Origin of the sequence: Enterococcus avium ATCC 14025, from assembly GCF_000406965.1 — a bacterium.
GTDB lineage: Bacteria > Bacillota > Bacilli > Lactobacillales > Enterococcaceae > Enterococcus_A > Enterococcus_A avium.
This window is the reverse complement of record NZ_KE136357.1, coordinates 706165-729135: the sequence shown is the minus strand read 5'-3', so window position 1 is coordinate 729135 and position 22971 is coordinate 706165. Positions and strand designations below refer to the sequence as shown.

Genomic DNA, 22971 nt, shown 5'->3' with positions numbered 1-22971 from the left:
TCCATTGACCTCTACCAATCCTAGTAGAGATTGGGTGGCTTAGAGGTTTAATGAATGAAACTCTATTATGCGAGGCTGTCGTTAGACAACGTGATTCTGGGATATCCCACAGTACCCAAGCAATTTCCGAATAATCAATGAAAGGAGGTCCTTCCACATGAAACTATTTGTCGGTTTAGACGTTAGTTCTGAAAAATTAGATGCTTGCTTTATGACAGACGATTCAACTTGCTCTGTTTTAAAAGAAGCATCTTATGGAAATAGTCAACTTGGCGCAAGCCAGATCAAAGAATACATTCTCGAATTTTCTCAAAAATTTGAGATAGAGAGCTTAGTGATTGGAATGGAGGCCACATCTTTATATAGCTTTCATCCAGCTATGTTTTTTAAAGAAGATCTTGAGTTAAATCAATTGAACCTTATGGTTTCAGTTGAACAACCAAATAAAATTAAAAAGTATCGTGATATTTTTGAAGAAAACAAAAACGATCAAATTGATGCTTTTTATATCGCTGACTATTTTCGCATCCAAAGGCAAGTCAACTCCATCATTAAAGAGGAAGAATACCTTGCCCTCCAACACTTAACTAGAACGCGTTATCAGCTAATTAAACAGCTGGTTCGTACAAAGCAACACTTTATCGAAAACATTTATTATAAATGCAACACGCTTTCTAAAGAACTAAAAGCAGAAGGTGGATCCGTTTTAAGTGCCACATTAGTAACTCTAATGACGGAAGATTACACAATGGACCAACTTGCCGAACTGTCATTAGAAGAGTTTGCGAACCTAATTCAAAAACTAGGGAAGTATCGTTTTAAAAATCCCGAAGGAATTGCAAAGGCAATTTCTAAAGCCATACGTAGTTCCTACCGGTTAGGAAAAGTCCATCAGGACTCTGTAGATATTGTTTTGGGTGTTCTAGCCAAAGAAATTCGTAGTCTTGAAAAGTTAATTAAAGACTTAGACAAAGCCATTGACGATTTAGTCGTTGTGCTACCTGAATATCAATGTTTAACCAGTATTCCAGGAATCGGTCCTGTTTATGCTGCGGGTATACTCGCTGAAATTGGCCCTATCAATCGCTTTTCAGATGAAAGCAAATTGGCTAAATATGCCGGTTTATATTGGCGACAGAACCAATCAGGTAACTCTGAGTATGAAAATACTCCTATGGCCAAACGAGGCAATCGTTATCTCCGTTATTATCTAGTTGAAGCCACCAACTCCGTAAGGAGATACGAGCCTGAGTACCATGCGTATTATAAGAAAAAATACGCTGAAACACCCAAGCATAAACACAAACGAGCCATCGTACTAACCGCAAGAAAATTTACGCGTCTGGTGGATACGCTACTACGTAACCATCAACTCTATATGCCACCAAGGAGCGTGATAGATAAATAACAGTATGTTATTGACGCTAATCCTTGGAAGTACCCGAAAAAATTTTTAATTTTGGTCGGGTTTAGTTCAGTGCGCTTCAAAAATTAACTACCTTTAAAAATCTTTTGAAAAATTATCTTGACTTATTACCACTAGACTTTTTTGTTCTATTAAATTTTAGTATACATGTTTCCATCGGTGATTAACAGATAGCCAGATTTTTTACTCCTAATTTTTCCGCAGCAAAGATTGTAAAATCAATTACGTTGGATCAAATAGATTAAGTTATAATAAACAGAGCAATAAAAATAGAAAAAACTTCCACTTTGGTGGGAGTTTTCAGACTGTAGACAAAAGCTGTTCCAAACTCGTAACTCGAGCTTAGAACAGCTTTTTATCTACTTCGTTTCGAATTTTAGGACAAAAAAAATAAAGGCTCCTTGCCTTTCCATTTGTTTCATTTTGAAGAGGATTAAATAAAGATGAAGGATCAAAAGCTAGTTTTATTTTTCAAGTAAGAACTGACTATAGCTCGTTAAAAAAAGCATGTAAGATGAACCTGAAATGATTTTGAAAAGAGATATAAAATAACGGTATTTACAAATGAATGAAAGGCTTTAAAATAAACATTTTTTAGGTTGCGCTTACATTGTTGCCAAAAAAGATTGCAAGAATCTCTACTTATCAAGAAAAATAAAGGGTTATATACTCACCTTAGACGAAAGGAAGATTGGAATGAAAGATCGCACAGTAAAAATATTACGGATTTTTATAACTTCTGACTATCCAGTAACACTTGGAAATCTAGAAGAGGAATTTCATACCAGTGCCCGAACGATCCGAAATGAATTAAGAGAAATCAACCAATTTTTAAATGAGAGGTCACTTCCTGAAATCAAAAATCTTAGAAAAAAAGGGTATCAACTAATTTTAACTCAGGAGCAAAAAGATTCCTTGCTTGAGCAGCTTGATTTAGCGGATGTGGAGCAATACCTGGATCGTGAAAGCCGGATCTTTGACCTGATTCTTTCTTTTGCACTAGGAAAGAAAGCAACATTTTTGTATCAAAAAGAAGAGGAATACCAAATTTCTAAAAGTTCGTTGGATGAAGACATGCGTCGCGTCAGAAATATTTTGGCAGAATACGGCATCGAGGTGTTGAGTGTGCCAAAGCAAGGAATTGTGCTGCAAGGAGCTGAACGCTCCATCCGAACGATGGTTTATGATGTGATCAACAATGCTGTTGGAGTGATTTCACCTCAGGAGGAACAGGAAGCTTCTGTTAATTTAACAATTCTGAATCGTTATATCTCATCACATTGGTTGAAAAAATTAGATGATTTGTATGTTCGATCGATGACCTCGCTGGAGGATACAATTTATCGCAATCAATTGTTGATGTTCACAGCGGTCTGGTTGAGTCGCTATTTACGAGAAGATCTCATTGCAAGCTCGGTGTGGGAAGCTGCCGATACACCTCAAAGCGACATTCGTGATTTTGTCACAGCGATTTGCGAAGCCTTTCAACTCTCACCGCCAGAAGTCGAAATCAAATACATTGTTTTTATGCTGAATACCTTCAATTCGAGAGACATGAATAATTCGATCGAATGGGTTCAGGCGCAGTTGCTTTCGATTCAACTGATGCAATTTGTCGAGAAAAAAACCAAAATTCCGTTTTCCAGAAAAGAAGAGTCTTTACAAGAAGGACTGTACAAGCATTTGGTCGGTCTGATAAATCGGGTGAAAAACGATATTCAAATCGTAAATCCGTTGAAGGAAAACATAAAAAAGAATTATGGCACTATTTATTCGGCCATTCGTCAATTTACCCCCTCGATCGAGCAGGTAACTGGTAATCGATTAAGTGAAGATGAAATCGCTTTTTTAACCATTCATTTTTCAACATCCGTCAGTGCGATCAATCAAGAGCTGCATTATGTCTATAAGGCAGTGGTTATTTGTAATCATGGGGTCGCGACCGGCAAGCTGTTATCTGAAAATTTGAAGGAGCTCTTTAATATCGAAGTGTTAGCAGTGTTAAGCTCGCGGGAATTAGAATTGATCGAAAAGCTGGATGTCGATTTGGTTTTCAGTACAGTAACAATCCAATATTCACAAAAACCAGTGTTGGAGCTAGAGCCGATCATTAAGGAAGAGAGCAAAAAGAGAATTACTAGCTTCTTAAATGAAAATCATAAATTGAAACGTTTAGTTAACAATCAAGATTCCACGCAATTGTTTTATTCCCTGATCGATACTATTAAAAAAAGCGGGGGAGAAGTGTCTGGAGCCATCTATCAGGAATTGGAAAGGCTCTTTGACCAAAATCATTTAGAGATAAATAAAAAGGAGATTCAGCCGATGTTAGAAGATGTGTTGAAGGATAGCGATATTTTATTAAATCAGAAGGTAAATAATTGGGAGGAATCGATTCGTCGAGTTTCTGAACCTTTGATACATGATCAGGTGATTGAACCAAGTTATGTGGCTGCTATGATCGACTCGGTGAAGGAATACGGTCCGTATATCGTGATTGGAAAATACATTGCGTTGGCTCATGCTCGGCCTGAGGATGGCGTTAATCAGTTAGGGATCAGTGTCGCAACAATCAAAGAACCGATTGAATTTGGCAATGAAGAGAATGACCCGGTAAAAATCATTTTTTGCTTAGCGGCAGTTGATTCTTATTCGCACTTAAATATTATGAAGAGTCTGATTGAATTGATCAATGATGAGGAAAAGGTGAATCGTTTAAGTCGCGAGACAAATATTGAACGATTCAAGGAGATTTTATTTAGTTAAGGAATTATGCATAGTTCGATAAATAGAGAAAGAATGGAGAGAAAAATATGGGAAAACAAGTATCAATTTTGTTCGTGTGCGGTGCAGGTTTAGGGAGTAGTTTTGCTGCTCAAATGGCGGCAGAGGATGTATTAAATGCTCATGGTGTTGACGCAAAATTAGATCATGTGGATATTTCAACAGCAGCTTCATCACAGTCAGACATTATTATTACCGCTCAAAATTTTAAGTCACAGTTTGAAAAATTTTCAATTGATGAAGAGAAGACCGCCATTGTTTATTTGAAAAATATTGTATCAAAACCAGAAATCGAAGAAAAACTGCTGCCGATTTTAGAAGCAAAAGGAGCGTTATAAAGAAATTTTAAGGATGTCGGTTTGCTTATTTCCGTAAGTTAATAAAACAGTTTTTCAGTTTTTGAAAAATGAATACATTAATATGAATAAGGATGCCAGTTCCACTCTTAGCAGTTGATAAAGTGGAACAAACAAAAAAATAGCACACAATTCAAGTTCAGGGAACTAGTGGAATGGTATACGGCATGAAGATCAAACTCATTTTTCGGTTTTTGAAAAATGAATACATTAATATGAATAAGGATGTCAGTTCCACTCTTGGCAGTTAATAAAGTGGAACAAACAAAAAAATAGCACACACAATTCAAGTTCAGAGAACTAGTGGAATGGTATACGGCATGAAGATCAAACTCATTTTTCGATCTTTGAAAAATGAATACATTAATATGAATAAGGATGCCAGTTCCACTCTTGGCAGTTAATAAAGTGGAACAAACAAAAAAATAGCACACAATTCAAGTTCAGGGAACTAGTGGAATGGTATACGGCATGAAGATCAAACTCATTTTTCAGTTTTTGAAAAATGAATACATTAATATGAATAAGGAGCGAAACAAATGGGAGTTATTAATTTTATCATCGAGAATATCTTGACACAGGCATCGATCACAATTGCTTTGATCGCGATGCTAGGGCTATGTTTGCAGAAAAAATCTGCGGGTCAAGTGGTTTCAGGAACCCTAAAAACTTTGCTTGGATTCCAAGTATTGAGTGCTGGTTCCAGTATTATTGTTGGCAGTTTGACTTATTTTGGAGAAATTTTTACTGCGGGCTTTCACATGCAGGGAATTATTCCATCTATTGAAGCTATTAACGGGCAAGCAATGAATGAGTTAGGCTTGGGACGTGATATTGCCTTAACCTTTCTAGGTATTTTTATCGTGAATATCTTGATTGCCCGCTTTACAAAATGGAAATATATTTTCTTAACTGGACAAGCGATTTTATGGATGGCGACGATGACTACAGTTTTTGGGTACTTTGCCGGTTTGAGAGGGTTGGTTCTGATCATTGTTGGTAGTATCGTCGGAGCAATCTTTGCAGTAGCAATGCCAGCGATCGCTCAACCAATTATTCGTAAAATCACGGGATCAAATGATATCGCATTAGGACATTTCTGTACGATCGGTTACATGTTTGAAGCAGGTGTGGCGTATATCTTTGGTGAACGTGGTGAAAATAAAAAATCAATCGAAGATATCAATTTGCCAAAATCTTTTGAGTTTTTACAAGATACGTATTTGTCAGTGATGGTCGTGATGGTTCCGCTATACATCATCACAGCAGCCTTTGCTGGACCAGGCATTGGTAATCATGGCGCACAACATTATTTAATGTTTGCCTTCTTACAAGCCATTCAATTTGTTGTCGGAGTCTATGTTTTGCTATCAGGTGTTCGTTTGCTATTAGGAGAAATTGTTCCAGCCTTCCGCGGAATTGCGATGAAATTGGTACCGAATGCGATCCCGGCTCTGGATTGTCCAGTATTTTTCCCGTATTCACCGAATGCAGTAATTTTAGGATTCATCACGACAACAATCGGAACAATCATCGCCATGTTTGTTTTGCCGACATTTGGTTTGGCAATGATTTTACCAGGTATGCTGACTAACTTCTTTGCTGGAGGCACGGCGGGGATTTTCGGAAATGCGGCTGGTGGACGTCGAGGAGCGATTATTGGCGGGATCGCCCATGGCTTCTTCATTACCTTACTACCAGCACTTTTAGTAACAATCTTCAATCAAATGGGCTTTGTCAACGCGACTGCAACCGACGTAGATACCGTTGCGGCAGCATTACTTTATGCTTGGATTCTTAGCCCGATTTTGAAAATGTTTTAATTAGTTTACCAGTAACGAGTCGTTATCTCAGTAGCGGCAGAAATATAAAGCATAAAAAATAGGAGGTGGATTTATGTTTAGTTTCTTTAAGAAAAAAGACAAACTTGAAAAGACGGAACAAAAGATTGAGCTTTCACTTCAAGAAATGGACAGTATAACCGAGGAAAACCAGCAATTAATGGCAAAAATCGCAGAAGCAAAACAAACAGATGATTTAGCTAAACTATATGAAAAACTTGGCTTGAATTATGCCAAATTAGAAGAGGTGGATTCAGCCATCGAAAGTTTAGAAAAAAGTTTAGACTATAAGCTGTCCATTGGTGACGGGTATAAAAAATTAATGAGTCTTTATAACGCAAAACGGGCGGAAGCCGCGCGAAATGGGGATGATGCGGGCATCGATAAATACATGAATAAGATGGATGAAATGCGTCAAATTGCTAAAAAAGTCACGATTAGCGGCTAATCAATCAAAAGAAAAGAAGGTATTCGATAAATGTACAAAACACTAAAAGAAGTTACACAGATTGCAGAAGATTTAAATATGACCATTGGGGCATTTAATACCCATAACTTGGAAATGCTGCCGGAAATGATCCGCGCAGCGAAGGAGATGGGTTCACCTATTATCATTCAAACCAGCATTGATACAGCAAAATATATTGGTTACGATGTGATGGTGGCAGTAGTAAAAGAAATTGCCAATACTGAAATGGTGGATGTTGCTTTGCACTTGGATCATGCCAGAGATTTCAACGAGATCAAGGCAGCGATCGATGCAGGATACTCAAGTGTCATGTACGATGGCTCACATCTACCATTTAAAGAAAACATCGCCAAAACAAAAGCAGTTGTGGAGTACGCTCATGCTAATGGCGTTTCTGTTGAAGGCGAGTTAGGGACCATCGGCGGAACAGAGGAAGGAATCTCTGTAGCTGAAAATGACAAGGTCTATACGAAACCAGCAGATGCGGTGGAATTTGTTAAGCAAACAGACATCGACGCCCTTGCAATTGCTATCGGTACCAATCATGGACAATTTAAATCTAAAACAGAGGTCAATATTCCATTGTTAAAAGAGATCCATGCAGTAGTTGATATTCCGTTGGTGATTCATGGCGGTACAGGTGTAAAAGAGGAAGATTATCCAGAATTAATCAATAACGGAATCCGAAAATTCAATGTAGGAACCGAATTGCTAGTTAATTGGACAAAAGTCGCAAAAGAGTCCTTTGGCGAAACCGAAGTAAACAAATCACTGCGCCATAACGTCATTCCTGCAAATCAAGCGGTCAAAGAAATCGTTAAGCATAAAATCGGACTATTCATGAACGTTGATAGTCCCTTGGCGATGCAAAAATAACATGAAGAAGTATTTGATTTTGATCGCAGGAAGTCCAGCAACTGGAAAATCTTATTTAATTAATGAAATGCGGCATGCACTAGGAGATTTTTTTCTGATCACACCAGATGAAGGAAAAGAAATTTTCGCGGATCAAATCGGTTTTGATAATCTGGATGAGAAGAAGGAACTAGAAAAAAAGGTTTGGGCATTTTATTACAGTGCTTTGGCCTTGTATATGGGTGCTGGGAAACGGATCGTTGTTTCCGAATATCCCTTTAGCGAGAAGCAAAAGGATCAGCTGAGTGCTTTAGCCAATCAATACAACTATGAACCAATCACTATCCGATTGGTTGCTGATTTTGATGTATTATGGGAACGCAGAAAGCTTCGTGATATTGAGCCTGATCGTCATTTGAGTCACATTATGACGCATTATCATTTTGGTGACCAGTTGGCGGATCGAAGCAAGGCAGATAATTTGATTACAAAAGAAGCTTTCTATGAAATCATTAAAACCCGAGACTATAACAATTTTCAATTAGGCAGCTTGATCGAGTTTGATGTGACTGATTTTTCAAAAGTTGACTATGAACCATTTTTGAAAGAACTAACTGAGCGAATCGCGAAGAACCGTTGATTAAATATTCAACGGTTCTTTTTAAACGGATCGTTCTAAGGTTGATAAAATTATTTCTTTAATAAATCCTATTGACAATCAAAAATATTCATCGTATGATAATTATGAAATCGATACCACAAGGCGGTGAGTTATTGGCAACTATTAAGGATGTCGCAAAAAAAGCAGGGTTATCTGTGTCAACAGTTTCTCGATACTTGAATCATCATCCCTACATTTCTGAAGACAAACGCAAACGAATTCAAGCAGCGATGGCGGAATTGGATTATACTCCTAGTTCAGTAGCGACTCAACTGAGATCAAAAAAAGGGACAATGATTGGTATCCTTGTGTCACGGATTGCTAACCCGTTCTTTTCACACTTGGTTGATTCGATCGAAAAGAGTGCGCGATCACACGGGTATAACGTTCTGGTTATGCAGACCTATGATGATAAGAAAGCTGAAACAAATATGCTGGAAATGCTGAAACAGCAAGTGATCGCTGGTTTGATTATGTGCTCGATCGAAGGCGATCCAAAAAATATTGAAGCGTATCGCGAATATGGTCCGATTGTTTTATGTAATGAGGAGATACCAGGATCTGATTTGCCTCAGGTATTCACGAACCAAGAAGCAGCGAGTTTTGAAGCGACTGAGTATTTGATTAATAAAGGCTATAAAAAAATCGCTTATTGTACGGGAGGTACATTAACCCGCGGGGGACATGGGAATTCTCGGACTGAAGGATTTGAACGGGCTTTAAATGAGCACCAACTACCGATGAAAATTGACTGGATTTTTAAGCAAGTGCACACGATTGAAGATGGTAAGCAGGTGGCGGATAAGCTGTTGGCTTTGCCTGAGGAAAACCGTCCTAATGCGGTATTCACCAGTAGTGATGAAGTAGCCAGCGGTATTTTGCAGCGGTATTTGGAACAGGGAAAACAGGTACCAGAGGATTTGGCAATCATGGGTTTTGATAATCAACCATTCACTGGGATGCTGGCGGTACCTTTGACAACCATCGCACAGCCGATTGAGGCTTTGGGGCGTGAAGCAACGAATTGGTTGATTGCTCGAATGGAAGAAAAAGATTATCGAGTGGATACATCTGAATTAGTATTAAAATTAATCGAACGAAAATCTGCATAAGCAGGTTTTTCTTAAAATAAATATGGTATCGATACCACAAAAGGAGCAACGTAAGATGGAAACCGTTTTGAACAAAGAAAAGATATTATCCGAAGAACAAAGCTTTTGGAAAGAAGAAGTGGTCTATCAGATTTACCCGAAAAGTTTTTACGATAGTGACGGCGATGGGATTGGTGATATCAAAGGAATTACGCAGAAGCTAGACTATTTATCGAACCTTGGGGTGACCATGCTGTGGATTTGTCCGATTTTTACTTCGCCAATGGTTGATAATGGCTACGATATAGCTGATTATAAAGGTATACAGGTAGAATTTGGTACGATGGAGGATCTAACGGAATTAATCGAAGCCGCAAAAATAAAAGGCATCAAGTTAATTCTTGATCTAGTTGTGAATCATTCTTCAGATGAACATGCATGGTTCCAGACAGCTTTAACGGATTCCAACAGTCCTTATCGTGATTACTATATTTTCAAATCAGGTGAAGCGGGAAATCCGCCAAACAACTGGCGCTCGATCTTCGGTGGCAGCGTCTGGGAGCCTGTGCAAAACGAGGAGAATATGTACTATTTCCACACCTTTGATAAGAAGCAGCCGGATCTGAACTGGGAAAATCCAGAGCTGAGACAAGAAATCTACGAAATGATCAACTGGTGGTTGGAAAAGGGGATTGCCGGTTTTCGAATTGATTCGATCACGTTCATTAAGAAGGATCAGGATTACGGAAATGCGCCGATTGACGGCAACGATGGCTTAAGCAGTGTGAAGCACAAAACACGAAATCGTCCCGGAATTGAAACGTTCTTAGCGGAATTGAACCGCGAGACTTTCCAAAAGTATGAATGCGTCAGTGTTGGGGAAGCTCCCGGTGTGCCTTATGACCAATACGATCAATATATTGGTGAAGATGGCTACTTCAATATGATCTTTGATTTCCATTATGCCGACATTGATGTAGAAAATGGCAGCGAATGGTTCCGTCGCACAAATTGGGAGCCGCAGGATTTGAAGGAATTATTGTTCAAAAGTCAAACAGCGATTCAAAATAGCGGATGGGGCGCGAACTTTTTAGAAAATCATGACCAGCCCCGTTCATTATCAAAATACATTACCGATGAAACGTATCAAAATGAGATTGGGGCGAAAGCATTAGGGACTCTTTTCTTCTTTTTACGAGGAACCCCGTTTATCTATCAGGGGCAGGAAATCGGGATGAAGAATTTTCAACGAGAATCAATTGAAGACTTCAATGATGTCTCTAGTATTGATAATTATCATCGTTCGATTATGGAAGGCTTTTCCGAAGAGGAGGCCATGAATTTTGTAAATCATCGTTCTAGAGATAATACGCGTACGCCGTTTCAATGGGACGCTTCAGAAAATGCTGGTTTTAGTAAATCGAACAAAACTTGGTTGAAGCTGACAGGGGATCAGATCGAAGTGAACGCAGCGGACCAGGTACAACGACCAGAGTCAATCTACTCCTATTATCAACAAATGATTCAATTGCGAAACCGTTCAGTCTATCGTAATGCATTGATCTATGGCCAATTTACGCCACTGGAAACCGCCGATGCCGTTATTGGTTACGAGCGATCAGGAGAAAAGACGCTTCAAATTTTTGTCAATCTAAGCAATCAAGAACAAATAATTGAAGCCGTTGGTGAAGTTTTATTAAACAATTATCCAGAATTGACAGAACAGAATCATGCAAAAATTTTAAAACCTTATCAAGCCGTTGTAATCAGAAAGGGTGGCAATCATGACTAAAACAAATTATCAAGAAATAGCTGAAAAACTTGTCGCAGTTGTAGGAGAGGATAATATCGTCTCTGCTACACACTGCGCGACCCGCTTGCGCCTGCAAGTAAAAGACCGTAAAGCAATCGATGACAGTCAAGTAGAGCAGGTGGAAGAGGTCAAAGGTGTTTTCTATAATGCGGGACAATATCAAATTATTTTAGGTACAGGGATTGTCAATAAGGTTTATGCTGCGCTACAAAAGACTTACTCTTTCAATGAAGTTTCGAAAGATCAAATAGCAAAAGACGAAGCTTCGCCGTTGCAGCGAGCTGTTCGGAATATTGCGGATATCTTTGTTCCAATCATCCCAATTCTGGGAGCGACAGGTCTCTTCTTAGGACTAAAGGGCGTACTCTTCAATGAAACCGTTCTTCGTGTAATGGGACTGACGCCGAATAGTATTCCCGAATGGTTGAGTGCGTCAGTGACGATTTTAACCGATACGGCTTTTGGCTTTTTAACCGCTTTTATCTGCTGGTCTGCGTTTAAAAAATTAGGCGGATTACCGATCATTGGCTTTTTGATCGGATTGATGCTGGTTTCTCCGGCTTTACCCAATGCTTATGCAGTTGCAGGTGGAACCGCTGAACCAATTATGGCTTTCGGTGTAATTCCGTTAGTTGGCTATCAAGGCTCGATCCTGACTGCCTTGATCACTGGAATGATTGGCGCCACGTTAGAGAAAAAATTACGAAAAAACATGCCCAATGCGATGGATTTGATTTTCACGCCATTTCTAGTAATCCTAATCTCTGTCTTTGTTGCTTTATTCGTCCTAGGCCCAATCGTTCATGCCTTTGAAGGACAGGCGGTAAAAGTAATTGAAATGTTCCTGCATCTGCCATTAGGAATCGGCGGTTTGATCATTGGTTTCTTATATCCAATTGCCGTCATGACGGGGATGCACCATATGTTTATCATGATAGAAACCTCTTTAATAGCGACAACCGGTTTCAATCCGTTGATTACGGTTTGTGCGATGTATGGTTTTGCCAATGCGGCGGTTTGTTTAGCAATTGCTTTAAGAACGCGTAATACTTCTGTGAAAACGGCTGGGATTTCGGCCACGGTTACTCAAATGCTGGGTGTTAGTGAACCTGCGCTGTTCGGTGTGGTGATGCGAACAGGAATGAAAGCGATATTAGTCATGTTAGGAAGCTCCGCAGTCGGTGGCATGGTGTTATCTTTATTGGGAATTCAAGCCAACAGCTATGGATTAGCGGTTCTATTATCACCACTGATGTATATCTATGAGCCTTACCAAGTGATCACATATGTGTTAGTAGGCATCGGTACCTTTATTCTGGCCTTTGCGTTAACGAATTTATTTGTTATTAAAAAAGAGAAGGACGCTGTTGCTTCAAACGCACAAGCTAAAAAGACGAATGGGAAAGTTTATTCACCCATCGAAGGTGAAATTATTCCAATTTCTGAAGTGGATGATCAGGTTTTCGCCAGTAAAATGATGGGGGAAGGCTTTGCGGTCTTACCAAGTGATGGAACAATCAAGGCACCTATATCGGGTATAGTAAAAATGATTGCACCAACAAAACATGCGATCGGAATAGTTGCCGATGATGGGATGGAATTGCTGCTTCATTTAGGAATCGATACGGTTGATTTAAATGGCGAACCCTTCACATTGACTATTAAAGAAGGAGAAACACTGCAACAAGGACAAGTAATCGGAACGATTGATCTAAACCAGATCGAAGTTAAAGGAAAAGATGCAACTGTGATGGTGATTATCACCGATTCAAAAGAAGCCATTTCAGGATTGGAATACAATCAGGATTATGTGTTACCAATTTTAGGATCATAGGTGAATACGATGAAATGGACACAAGCGGCACGTTATCGCCCATATCAAGAATGGTCTGAGGAATATGTCAAGGATTTAAAAAGGAAGATCACTGCTTCAAAATGGCGATTGAACTATCATGTTCAGCCAGAGACAGGATTATTAAATGACCCTAATGGATTTAGTTATTCTAATGGGAAATGGCATTTGTTTTATCAATCGTTTCCCTTCGGTGCCATCCATGGGTTAAAATCTTGGTTTCATATCACCTCAAAAGATTTGGTTCATTGGGAAGTAGAAGGTCCGGCGTTAGAGCCGGATTCGGTGTACGATTCTCATGGTGTTTATTCAGGAAGTGCCATTCCGGTAGAAGAAAAACTTTTTTTAGCCTATACCGGAAATGTTAGAGATGAGACCTGGGAACGTCATAGTTACCAATTAGGTGCTTGGATGAATAACAATGGAACGGTCACTAAGCTAGAAATGCCATTGATTTCAGCTCCTCCTCTTGGCTACACTGCGCATTTTCGCGACCCTCAGATCATTCAATACGAAGATGAGTATCTGATGGTGATTGGTGGACAAACGAATGACGAAAAAGGCAACATTCTGATTTGCCGTAGTCAAAATTTAATTGATTGGACATACCGAGGCCCATTAGCGCTCAATCAAGATTTAGGTTTTATGGTAGAATGTCCTAATCTGCTTTTTATTGATGGCAAGGTGGCACTGCTGTTTTGTCCACAAGGCATGGACAAGAGTGTATTAGAATATCAAAATGTTTATCCAAATACGTATATTTTGGCTGAGGATTATATAATAGAAGAAAATCGACTAGAACATCCACTCCAGCAACAGTTGCTAGACGAAGGTTTTGATTTATATGCGACGCAAGCGTTCAATGCGCCGGATGGACGTTGCTTGAGTGTTGGCTGGATCGGATTACCAGAAATGGACTATCCAACCTTTAACGAGGGCTGGGCACACAGTTTGAGTTTGATCAAAGAGCTAACGCTAAAAAAGGGAAAGCTCTATCAATATCCTATAGCTGAAACGAAGCAACTAAGAAAAACAAAGGAAACCTTTATTTTAGAACCGACAGAGCAGTTACGAAAGACGACTAATAATTGTTATGAGTTACAGCTAATAATTCCTAAAAATAGTCATGGAGAGATTCATTTATTTTCAGATAAAACAGATATGTATGCTCTGATTTTGAGCTATGATACTGAAGAGGGGAAGCTTCAATTGGATCGCAGAAACACTCACTATCCGTTGAATCTCGCGTTCGGTGAAATCCGAGAAAGTTTAGTAGCTCCAAGTGAAGCGATGAGACTCTCCATTTTTGTAGACCAGTCAACCTGCGAAATATTTATCAATCATGGGGAGAGGGTTCTAACTGCGAACTACTATCCAGAAGAGAATCAGAAGGAATTAGTAGTCAAAGGTACTAAGAATATTTCAATAACCTACTATTCACTAGAAAAATAAAGGAAGCGATGGTTGAGTGCTCTCAATCATCGCTTCCTTTATTCATCAATAAAATTCTTCAAATGTTTGGCGGTATAAGATTTCTTACACTCTAAAAGCTCTGGTAAATAGCCCTGAAACAGAATTTCTCCACCGTTCATACCACCACGTGGACCCATATCAATAACCCAATCGGCCTGACTAATCATCGATAAATTATGTTCTAAAACGATTAGGGTTTTGCCAAATTCTTTTAACTTGTCTAAAAGCTTTAGTAAACTTTTAATATCACTTTCATGCAGTCCAGTACTAGGTTCATCTAAGATAAAAATTGTTGAAGCTAACGAGTCCTTTTGCAGTAGCATCGTTGCGATTTTTAAACGTTGTCGTTCTCCACCTGATAAAGTATCTAGACTTTGTCCCAAGGGAATATAGGCCAAATTAGCTTCAACTAGAACCTCTAGCGTGTTTCTGATTTCAGGAATAGCAATTAGTTCATTAGCTTCGGCGACTGTTAGTTGAAAAAATTCGTCAATATTGTAGCCTTTCCAACTATAGGACAATGCTTCCTCGTTGTATCTTGTTCCGTGACATTTTTCGCATTCTTGCCGAACATCCCCCATGTAAGCTAAGTCATAGTTGATATAGCCTTTGCCCTTACATTCAGGGCAAGCGCCAGCGCCGTTGAAAGTAAATAGAGAAGCTGGTTTTCCCGAAAATTTCGCATATTCTTGGCGGATAACATCAAACATTCCAAGATAAGTCAATAAATTCGAACGATTGCTTCCACGGATAGGTGTCTGATCGAAGGCAATTGCTTCTGGATATTTTTCCATAAAAAGTTTTCGAATCAACGTACTTTTTCCAGAACCCGCTAAACCAGAAACCACCGTTAGTGCTCCTTTAGGAAGCTGGACTGATTGATTCTTGATGTTGAAGGCACTGACATCTTCCAAACTATAAAACTCTGAATAGTCTTTCTTGTGCAGTTTAAACTGATGAGGTTCATTTAACGATTGTGCGGTTAACGTGTCAGTATTTAAAAATTTGGTATAACTTCCTTGAAAGGTGATTTGGCCGCCCTTTGAACCTGCACCGGGTCCTAAATCAATGATGAAATCAGCCATTTTGATAATATCTGGATCGTGGTCGACCAAAACGACAGTATTACCTTTTTCTTTTAAACGTGAAAAAATCTTGCTAATTCCAATAATATCTTCAGGATGCAGACCAACACTGGGTTCATCGAAAATATACAACACATCGGCGAGTGAACTATTTAGATGTTTCGTCATTTTTAGCCTTTGGGATTCTCCTCCGGAAAGAGTACTGGTGGTTCTTCCAAGAGTTAAATAGTCTAAGCCAACAGATATCATCGTTTTCAGACGGTTCTTCAAATCAATTAAAATGGTAGCAACCTGCTTATCATGAACAGTGTCTAAAAAAGCTAGTAGATCTTGAATCGGCATGTTAACACAATCAGCGATGGATAAATCGTTGATTGTCGCCGAACGAACAAGCGCGTTCACCCGTGTACCTTGACACTCAGGACACACTACGGATGTGGTCACTCGATCGATATCCTTTTGGTATTGTTTCGCGCCTTTTTCAATTACGGTCTTTTGAATACGATTAATTACTCCGGTATAAAGGCCCGTTTTAGGGAATTTATCGGTCGCATTCGCCGGTTTACTGCCTTTATCGTAAAGCAACTTTTCCAACTCAGCAGAAGAGAAGTCTTTTATTTTTTTATGATTGTCGAAATAACCGGATTCGGTATACCGAGTCAAGCGCCAGCCGCCTGGTTGGAAAGTAGGAAAGCAGATGGCGCCTTCAGCGAGGGAACGATCAAAATCAATCAGTTTATTCAAATCAAAGGTTAAACTTTCACCCGTTCCCTGACAGCTTTGACACATGCCAGCTGGATGATTAAAAGAATAGATCATAGAATAACCAATAAAAGGCTGAGCGATTCGTGAATAAAGTAAACGCAGGGAAGTATAAATATCAGTAGTGGTCCCCACAGTTGAGCGGATATTTCCGCCAATTTTTTTCTGATCTATTACGATCGAGATCGGGAGATTTTCAATTTTATCTACGATAGGGCGTACATAGTGGGGAGCATTTGCTGAACATAGCTTGAGTAAGTCTCATTCAGCAATCGCTGTGATTCAGCTGCTAAAGTGTCAAAAACTAAAGATGATTTTCCTGAACCAGAAAGTCCTGTAACTACTGTGATTTTTCCTTTTGGGATAGTAACAGAAACATTTTGTAGGTTGTTGCTTCTGGCGCCTAAAATATTGATTGTTGTCGTCATTGTTTTCGCGACCTTTCTTCTTCAAGAGCAAGGATCAGTTTATTCGCTAATTGGGTAAAAAGCTGCTGTTCTTCTGAAGAGAAATTCTGAGCGGTAGTTTTGTAGAGAAACGTGTGACCAGCGTCAACTGTTCGAAGAAAATCCAGACCTGTTTCAGTCAGGCTGGTTAATAACCCCCGTCCATCTTCTTGGTTGACTGCTTGTGTAATATAGTCTTTTTGCTTTAATTCTTTAATGACCTTGGAAAATTTTGACGGGCGAATGTGCAGCTGTTCGGACAATTGGGAAGGGGAGGCCGGGCCTTTTTGCCGCAGCAAATTTAAAATATCGTATTGCAGCCATGAAAGTCCGTTGGGATTGACTAGATTTCGTTCAGCGACTAGCTCACATTGTAGCTGGATCAACGCAGTTTCTAAATCAGACATGATAATCACCCCGAATAGTTTTTATTTGGAAATTATATCTGATTTAAAACTAATTATCAAATGAAAAGACAAAATGATTAATTCGCTTGCTGGTTGTAAGGGAGAGAGTACGGGATATATCATGGATTTTTGGGTTGGTTGATACACTATGAGGTTTTCAGGTGAAAATTGATGAGCAAGGGGTGCATTTGTTTTAGAAGATCGGATAATCTCTGCTATCAAGAAATAGAAAAATTATTATTGGTTTTTAAATATCTGTTGACAGAATCAAGAGCAAGTTAAAAAGAAGGTACTACAAATGACAAACGAGATTTCGGCTTCTTATAAAAGAAAGAGCAGAAATCTCGTTTGTATTATTAAAAATTTTTTTTGGATGCTGATTCATGCTGTCGGGTGTATTTATCAATTTTACGATCAATTTTGTCCAAATAGGCTTGCGTCTGAGCCAACTGTTTTTCGACTTCTTTTTTATGCTTAGTAAAAAAATCAAGCCGTTTTTCATAGGTTGGATCACCATCCATTGACCATTCGACAAATTTTTTGATGTCATTTAATTGCATTCCGGTATTTTTCAAACAAGTGATAATTGAAAGAAACGCTAAATCCTCATCCTTAAAATGACGCCTTCCATGTTTATCGCGAGCAACGAAGGGCAATAGTCCCTTTTGATCGTAAAAGCGCAATGTATAGGCACTTAGTCCAGTTTTTTTTGAAATATCACTGATTTTATAGCCCATCTTTTTCACTCCCTTTCCTATATTTTACCAGACTGAGGAAACCTATAAATATTTCAGGAGCGTATAAATATCTGAGTTAGTATTTTTTTGAGCCAGGTCGTCAAATGCAGTATCAGTAGAGGTAATACCCAAGTCTTCTAAAGTCGTCGGTAAATGAAGAGTTTGAAAAAAAGCTTCAACTTCATGAATCCCCATCAAAGCAGCTTCTTTATCTCCTCTGTGAGAGTCAACAGATAGGATATTTTTAGCGAACAATACAAAGCGTTCTACGTGCTTACAATAAACCATACGGGCCCAATTTGGCCAAACAATGCTCAATGCCGCTGTTTTTGAGATATTAAAAGAGTAGCTAAGTTCACTAGACATCTTTTGAAGAGAGGAGTAGTCTTGTAGGCTCATTGCATTCCACGAATAGTCTGGGTGGCTGATCGTATTTAATATGGATGTTGGCTCTAATTGATTGATTTGATCGATACTTACCTTCAAAGTAGTGTACATAAGATCTCGAATGAGCGCTTCTGTCAATCTATCAGTGACCGTAGTTTGCTCCTCCTTAACCAGATAAATGGTGGCCAAGTGTAAAATAAACTCAATGTTATTAGAAAGGAACCGCTCCTTCGCAGTATTATTTTGCTCAATGATAAAAGTCTTGCCTAGATAATCCTCTTTTTTTGGCGATTGAGATAAAGATGATTTCACAATATACACCCCTTTTCTTTTTGTATATTCAGCTTATGCCTTCGAGTACACTCTAAGTCAACAAGAAATATGCCAAACTTGAAAATAACTATTCGAAAAAAGCTTGATTAGATTTGATAGAGCACGATGTCTAATTGGATTGTGTGATGCTGAGAAACAATGATGTCGACAGCACAAGTGAAGAAAGGTCAAATAGCTGGTGCTCTTAAAGGCTAGACGCTGATGAATCTATCAAGGGAATGGACTCAGCATTTAATTGCGGTTGCTTCTTTTTTCATTTGTGTCATGGCGAAGAAATAATCCGCATAAGTCCAGCTGCTCTTTGGATGAAATTTACTAATTTTTTCGCTCTCAAACTGCTGAATCATTCGCAGTTGCTTCAATAATCTTCTTGCGTCTATTTGTGCATATGCATAGGGATCAATGAAGGAAACAAAGTAAAAGCGGGTCTTTAGCCGATTTAGGTAACGAAGCTCATGCATAAGCGGGAGGCTTAATAATAGAATATCTCCAGATAACTGCTGGATCGCTTCTTCATCATAATCGACGACGTCCATTTGGATGGAAATCGTTTCTTTTTCCATAAGCTCTTTAAAGCGAGCAACTAATTGGGTGGTGATACTATTACTAGATTTCTCTTTAATAATGGTTAATTTATTTTAATTAGTCATTTTATTCCTCTTTCCTGATGGATTTAGACAAAGAGAGTCAGATATTTTCGTATGAAACTAACATACTACCTCGAGTTAACTTTAGGTCAACAAAAAAATTCGATTGTATTTCAATCAATCTGTTCTTTGAAACCATCATAGCAGTTGATACAATAATTTTGTATGCTTCTAAAGTAAAGAAAAACAGCGTTCCAAGAATAGTTAAAAGAAGCGTATTTTTTTGAAAAGCCGTTCTAATATTATTAGCTAGGACTCTATCCGCTTATCAATAGTGGTAGTGAATTCTGCTAAGGTTCCACGTCCATTGAAATTTCATCTTGCTAAAAAAAGAATTCTTGTAAACTATCAAACCTGTGTCAGCTTTCACCATTGTCTCAACTAGGCAAAATGTTATACTGAAAGAAAAGTGAGAGGGAGGCTGTTCATGCAGATTCGTCATGTCCAAGAGATTGACAGAGATTTTTGGCTCACATTGGATCGTCATCTGCCGGAAAACCAATTCGTACAAAAGATTCGAGATAAACAAGGGTATGTTTTATTAGTTGATGGTGTGCCAGCGGGGCTATTGAGATACAATCTATTTTGGGATGAGCATCCGTTTTGTACGATGCTTCATGTGGCTGAGAAGTATCAGGGGCTAGGGTTCGGAAAGGTTTTAATGGAGTTTTGGGAAAACGAAATGCAGCAGTTAGGTTATAAAATATTGATGACATCGACGCAGGTGGATGAGGATGCACAGCACTTTTATCGCCAAATAGGTTATCAAGATGCGGGCGGTCTATTGCTTTCAGTTCCTGATTATCAACAGCCGATGGAACTGTTTTTTATTAAAGAGGTTTAGGAGGAAGATTATGGACTATCAAGGAACGTTGATTGCAGTGAAAGATATTGAAAAGGCAAAGGATTTTTATCTTTCTGTTTTTGGTTTGAAAGTAATGGTGGATGCTGGTGTCCATGTTCAATTGACCGGCGGGGTATCCTTACAGACGACAGGTAGTTGGGCAGACTTTATTTATAAGAAGGAATCAGATATTATTCTTGAGAATAATGCTAGTGAGTTATATTTTGAAAGCGATGACATTGATGTTTTTCTTGATTTGTTGGAAAAAAGAGAGGATATCGTTTATCTTCATCCTGTTATTGAGCATAGCTGGGGACAAAGAGCAGTGCGTTTTTATGATTTGGATAAGCATATTATTGAGGTCGCTGAGAAAATTAGTATGGTGGTCAAACGCTTCATTGATTCTGGCTTGACCATTGAGGAAACGGCGGAGCGAACGGATGTGGAGCCCCAGTATATTAAAGATATTTTGGATAAGCTATAGGAACTTTGAATTATTGTCTAATCGGGTACTCTTTTTCGATTGAAGTCAGTTTTCTTTGTTTTATCATGGTTCATGCAAAATACCCTTTTAAAAAAACGAAGTGTGTGATCTAAAAGAAAAATAGATGATATTGATTGAGAGGGTGGTTATCCCATTTTTTTGTATTTTCTTTTATTAAGTCATATTATGGGCTGATCCGCATAGAAAATATACTGATAAAAGATAATTCTAGGAGGATATAAAATGGTTCGAATCGCAATTGATATGGATGAGGTTATTGCTGATTTTACAGCGAAGCTTTTGCAACTGTACAATGAAAAATACGGAGCTAGTTATACTAAATCTGATTTGGCAGGGATAAATTTGCGGGATATACGTCCTGAGCATACGGAGAACATTCGAGAAATGATTCTGGATGCGGACTATTTTTCTGATTTGCCTGTGATTGAAGGCGCCAAAGAAGCGTTGGAAAAATTATCAGAAAAGCATGAACTGTTCATTACCACAGCCGCGATGGATTTTCCGACTTCCTTTAATGCAAAGTATGGGTGGTTAAGAGTGAATTTTCCATTCATTCCAGATACCCACTACGTTTTTTGCGGTGACAAATCTATCATTTCTGCAGATTATTTGATTGATGATCATTCGCGGCACTTAAAGACATTTAAAGGACAAGGCATTCTTTTTGCAGCACATCACAATGCGGATGAGTCTTATGAATTGAAAATGGATAGCTGGGAAGAAATCTACAACTATTTTGAAAGTAAGTATTAGCAGATTAAAAGCTTGAGAAGCATTTTATTCACTTCTCAAGCTTTTTTCGATGTGCGCCCTGCATGGGTGAAAACTTGGTGGTGAAAGTCCACTACAGGCTTGGCAGTAGGAACTGTTAGCGAAAGACAAGGCGGCAATCGTGAGGCTGTGGCTGAAGGAAGTCGGACGCAAACTCCTGAACTGACGAACAGAAACTAGATACAAGGCTGAATTAGGTCGGATAAGTCTTCATCACAAGACAAAGTCCAATACTGCCCGAAACCTATACAGTAAATCTAGCAGTTACATGGGAGGAAAGTTTTCACTCTTACCGGGGGAGATCTCATGAGGGTGTTGTGGGCGTTGAATGAAAACAAACCAGCACAACGATCATGGCGACATGATGGTGAATCATGAGAAGTCAGCCGAGGTCATAGTAGTAACGACACTGACTGTTACGAAGGACTGAACAATAAGAATCTTGAATAATTTAGGAGGTGTGAGAAGATGCGACGACCGCAGAAAACAAGAAAACTTGGCTATCATCAAAGAGCTAGTGTGGAACACGAAGGGTATGATGAAGTGCGCAGCACTTCTTGCGGTGAACAGAGGAAACAAGATGGTGTAGAAAATCTGTTTGGGAGAATTCTAGAGCGGAATAATCTCAATCAAGCGTACCTTCAAGTAGTCAGAAATAAAGGGGCGGCTGGTGCAGATGGGATGACCGTCGATCAACTGCTTCCTTACTTGAAAGAGCACCGCGAGGAATTACTATCCAATTTACGCCAAGGGAACTATAAACCTCAGCCTGTTTTGCGAGTAGAAATACCGAAACCAAACGGCGGTGTAAGAAAACTAGGAATTCCCACGGTTATTGATCGTATGCTTCAACAGGCAATCAATCAAGTGTTACAACCGCTATTTGAACCAGAATTCTCAGATAATAGTTATGGGTTTCGCCCAAATCGCAGCGCACATGACGCAGTGAAGAAAGCAAAATCTTATTATGAACAAGGTTACCGATATGTGGTGGACATTGATATGAAAGCCTACTTTGACACCGTAAATCACGATAAGCTGATGTATTTCATTGAGCGGAAAGTAAAGGACAAACAAGTCCTAAAACTGATCCGTCAATACTTAATGAGTGGTGTAATGGAAAATGGACTCATCACAACAACGGAAGAAGGAACGCCCCAAGGAGGCAATCTCTCTCCCCTGTTAAGTAACATCTACCTGAACGAATTTGATCAAGTGCTAGAAAATCTAGGACATAAATTTGTTCGATACGCCGATGACTGTGCGCCATGAAAGTGTGCGTGAATAGATAAACTATTCAAAGCAGCTATGCTGTATAGATGATGGCAGACGGCCTGCCGAAACCGCCATACAGGTGGAGGTTTCAAACCACCTTAAGGTGCTGTAGTCAAAAGCTATGGTATTGAGCGTTAAGGAAAAGGCAACC

20 protein-coding genes and 1 pseudogene are annotated in these 22971 nt (G+C 39.0%); 15 read left to right on the top strand and 6 right to left on the bottom strand.

Annotated features, from left to right (window positions below; translation table 11 throughout):
• The first annotated feature begins 157 nt into the window (after positions 1 to 157).
• From OMU_RS03450 to OMU_RS03400, 11 genes are all read left to right on the top strand, one after another.
• Entirely contained in the window at positions 158 to 1408 is a 1251-nt protein-coding gene (locus tag OMU_RS03450; protein ID WP_002346915.1) for an IS110 family RNA-guided transposase, read from the top strand.
• 714 nt (positions 1409 to 2122) lie between these two features.
• A complete protein-coding gene (locus tag OMU_RS03445; RefSeq protein WP_016178568.1) occupies positions 2123 to 4192 on the top strand; it encodes a BglG family transcription antiterminator in 2070 nt (689 codons plus the stop codon).
• 47 nt (positions 4193 to 4239) lie between these two features.
• On the top strand, positions 4240 to 4548 hold the full coding sequence (locus OMU_RS03440) for a PTS sugar transporter subunit IIB (protein WP_016178567.1): 309 nt from the start codon (positions 4240 to 4242) through the stop codon (positions 4546 to 4548).
• Between the two features lie 557 nt (positions 4549 to 5105).
• Entirely contained in the window at positions 5106 to 6389 is a 1284-nt protein-coding gene (locus OMU_RS03435) for a PTS sugar transporter subunit IIC (RefSeq protein WP_016178566.1), read from the top strand.
• Positions 6390 to 6462: 73 nt separating this feature from the next.
• Positions 6463 to 6855 carry a hypothetical protein gene (locus OMU_RS03430; protein WP_016178565.1) on the top strand — a complete coding sequence of 131 codons (393 nt, stop codon included), beginning with the start codon at positions 6463 to 6465 and terminating at the stop codon, positions 6853 to 6855.
• A gap of 30 nt (positions 6856 to 6885) precedes the next feature.
• Complete coding sequence (locus OMU_RS03425; RefSeq protein WP_016178564.1) at positions 6886 to 7752, top strand: class II fructose-bisphosphate aldolase; 867 nt, start codon at positions 6886 to 6888, stop codon at positions 7750 to 7752.
• A 1-nt stretch (position 7753) separates the two neighbouring features.
• The gene (locus tag OMU_RS03420) at positions 7754 to 8371 is read left to right on the top strand and encodes a P-loop nucleotide/nucleoside kinase family protein (protein ID WP_016178563.1); all 618 of its coding nucleotides are present in this window, start codon (positions 7754 to 7756) and stop codon (positions 8369 to 8371) included.
• 134 nt (positions 8372 to 8505) lie between these two features.
• Positions 8506 to 9504 (top strand): LacI family DNA-binding transcriptional regulator, encoded by a 999-nt coding sequence (locus OMU_RS03415; protein WP_016178562.1) that lies wholly within the window; start codon positions 8506 to 8508, stop codon positions 9502 to 9504.
• 55 nt (positions 9505 to 9559) lie between these two features.
• On the top strand, positions 9560 to 11275 hold the full coding sequence (locus OMU_RS03410; protein ID WP_016178561.1) for an alpha-glucosidase: 1716 nt from the start codon (positions 9560 to 9562) through the stop codon (positions 11273 to 11275).
• On the top strand, positions 11268 to 13130 hold the full coding sequence (locus OMU_RS03405; RefSeq protein ID WP_016178560.1) for a PTS sucrose transporter subunit IIABC: 1863 nt from the start codon (positions 11268 to 11270) through the stop codon (positions 13128 to 13130). The genes OMU_RS03410 and OMU_RS03405 overlap by 8 nt, the downstream gene beginning before the upstream one ends.
• Before the next feature lie 9 nt (positions 13131 to 13139).
• Entirely contained in the window at positions 13140 to 14600 is a 1461-nt protein-coding gene (locus OMU_RS03400; RefSeq protein ID WP_016178559.1) for a sucrose-6-phosphate hydrolase, read from the top strand.
• Positions 14601 to 14638: 38 nt separating this feature from the next.
• On the opposite strand, the gene OMU_RS03395 is transcribed toward OMU_RS03400, so the two are convergent.
• From OMU_RS03395 to OMU_RS03370, 6 genes are all read right to left on the bottom strand, one after another.
• On the bottom strand, positions 14639 to 16525 hold the full coding sequence (locus OMU_RS03395; protein WP_147287689.1) for an ATP-binding cassette domain-containing protein: 1887 nt from the start codon (positions 16523 to 16525) through the stop codon (positions 14639 to 14641).
• Between the two features lie 149 nt (positions 16526 to 16674).
• Positions 16675 to 16896 carry an ATP-binding cassette domain-containing protein gene (locus OMU_RS23990; RefSeq protein WP_016178557.1) on the bottom strand — a complete coding sequence of 74 codons (222 nt, stop codon included), beginning with the start codon at positions 16894 to 16896 and terminating at the stop codon, positions 16675 to 16677.
• A complete protein-coding gene (locus OMU_RS03385; protein ID WP_016178556.1) occupies positions 16893 to 17321 on the bottom strand; it encodes a MarR family winged helix-turn-helix transcriptional regulator in 429 nt (142 codons plus the stop codon). Before OMU_RS03385 ends, OMU_RS23990 begins: the two co-directional genes overlap by 4 nt.
• A gap of 356 nt (positions 17322 to 17677) precedes the next feature.
• Entirely contained in the window at positions 17678 to 18058 is a 381-nt protein-coding gene (locus tag OMU_RS03380) for a MerR family transcriptional regulator (protein WP_016178555.1), read from the bottom strand.
• A gap of 42 nt (positions 18059 to 18100) precedes the next feature.
• Positions 18101 to 18757, bottom strand: coding sequence for a dehydroquinate synthase/iron-containing alcohol dehydrogenase family protein (locus OMU_RS03375; RefSeq protein WP_016178554.1), 657 nt, complete (start codon positions 18755 to 18757; stop codon positions 18101 to 18103).
• A gap of 245 nt (positions 18758 to 19002) precedes the next feature.
• A complete protein-coding gene (locus OMU_RS03370; RefSeq protein WP_227132431.1) occupies positions 19003 to 19341 on the bottom strand; it encodes a hypothetical protein in 339 nt (112 codons plus the stop codon).
• 511 nt (positions 19342 to 19852) lie between these two features.
• Between OMU_RS03370 and OMU_RS03365 the strand changes: the two genes are divergently transcribed.
• From OMU_RS03365 to ltrA, 4 genes and pseudogenes are all read left to right on the top strand, one after another.
• Positions 19853 to 20269: a GNAT family N-acetyltransferase gene (locus OMU_RS03365; protein WP_016178552.1), complete on the top strand. Its 417-nt coding sequence runs from the start codon at positions 19853 to 19855 to the stop codon at positions 20267 to 20269.
• A 10-nt stretch (positions 20270 to 20279) separates the two neighbouring features.
• On the top strand, positions 20280 to 20753 hold the full coding sequence (locus OMU_RS03360; protein WP_016178551.1) for a VOC family protein: 474 nt from the start codon (positions 20280 to 20282) through the stop codon (positions 20751 to 20753).
• A 243-nt stretch (positions 20754 to 20996) separates the two neighbouring features.
• Positions 20997 to 21527, top strand: a complete 531-nt coding sequence (locus tag OMU_RS03355) for a 5' nucleotidase, NT5C type (protein WP_016178550.1) — start codon at positions 20997 to 20999, stop codon at positions 21525 to 21527.
• 486 nt (positions 21528 to 22013) lie between these two features.
• Positions 22014 to 22808, top strand: a pseudogene (gene ltrA / locus OMU_RS03350) (group II intron reverse transcriptase/maturase); the annotation flags it as partial.
• Between the last annotated feature and the right edge of the window lie 163 nt (positions 22809 to 22971).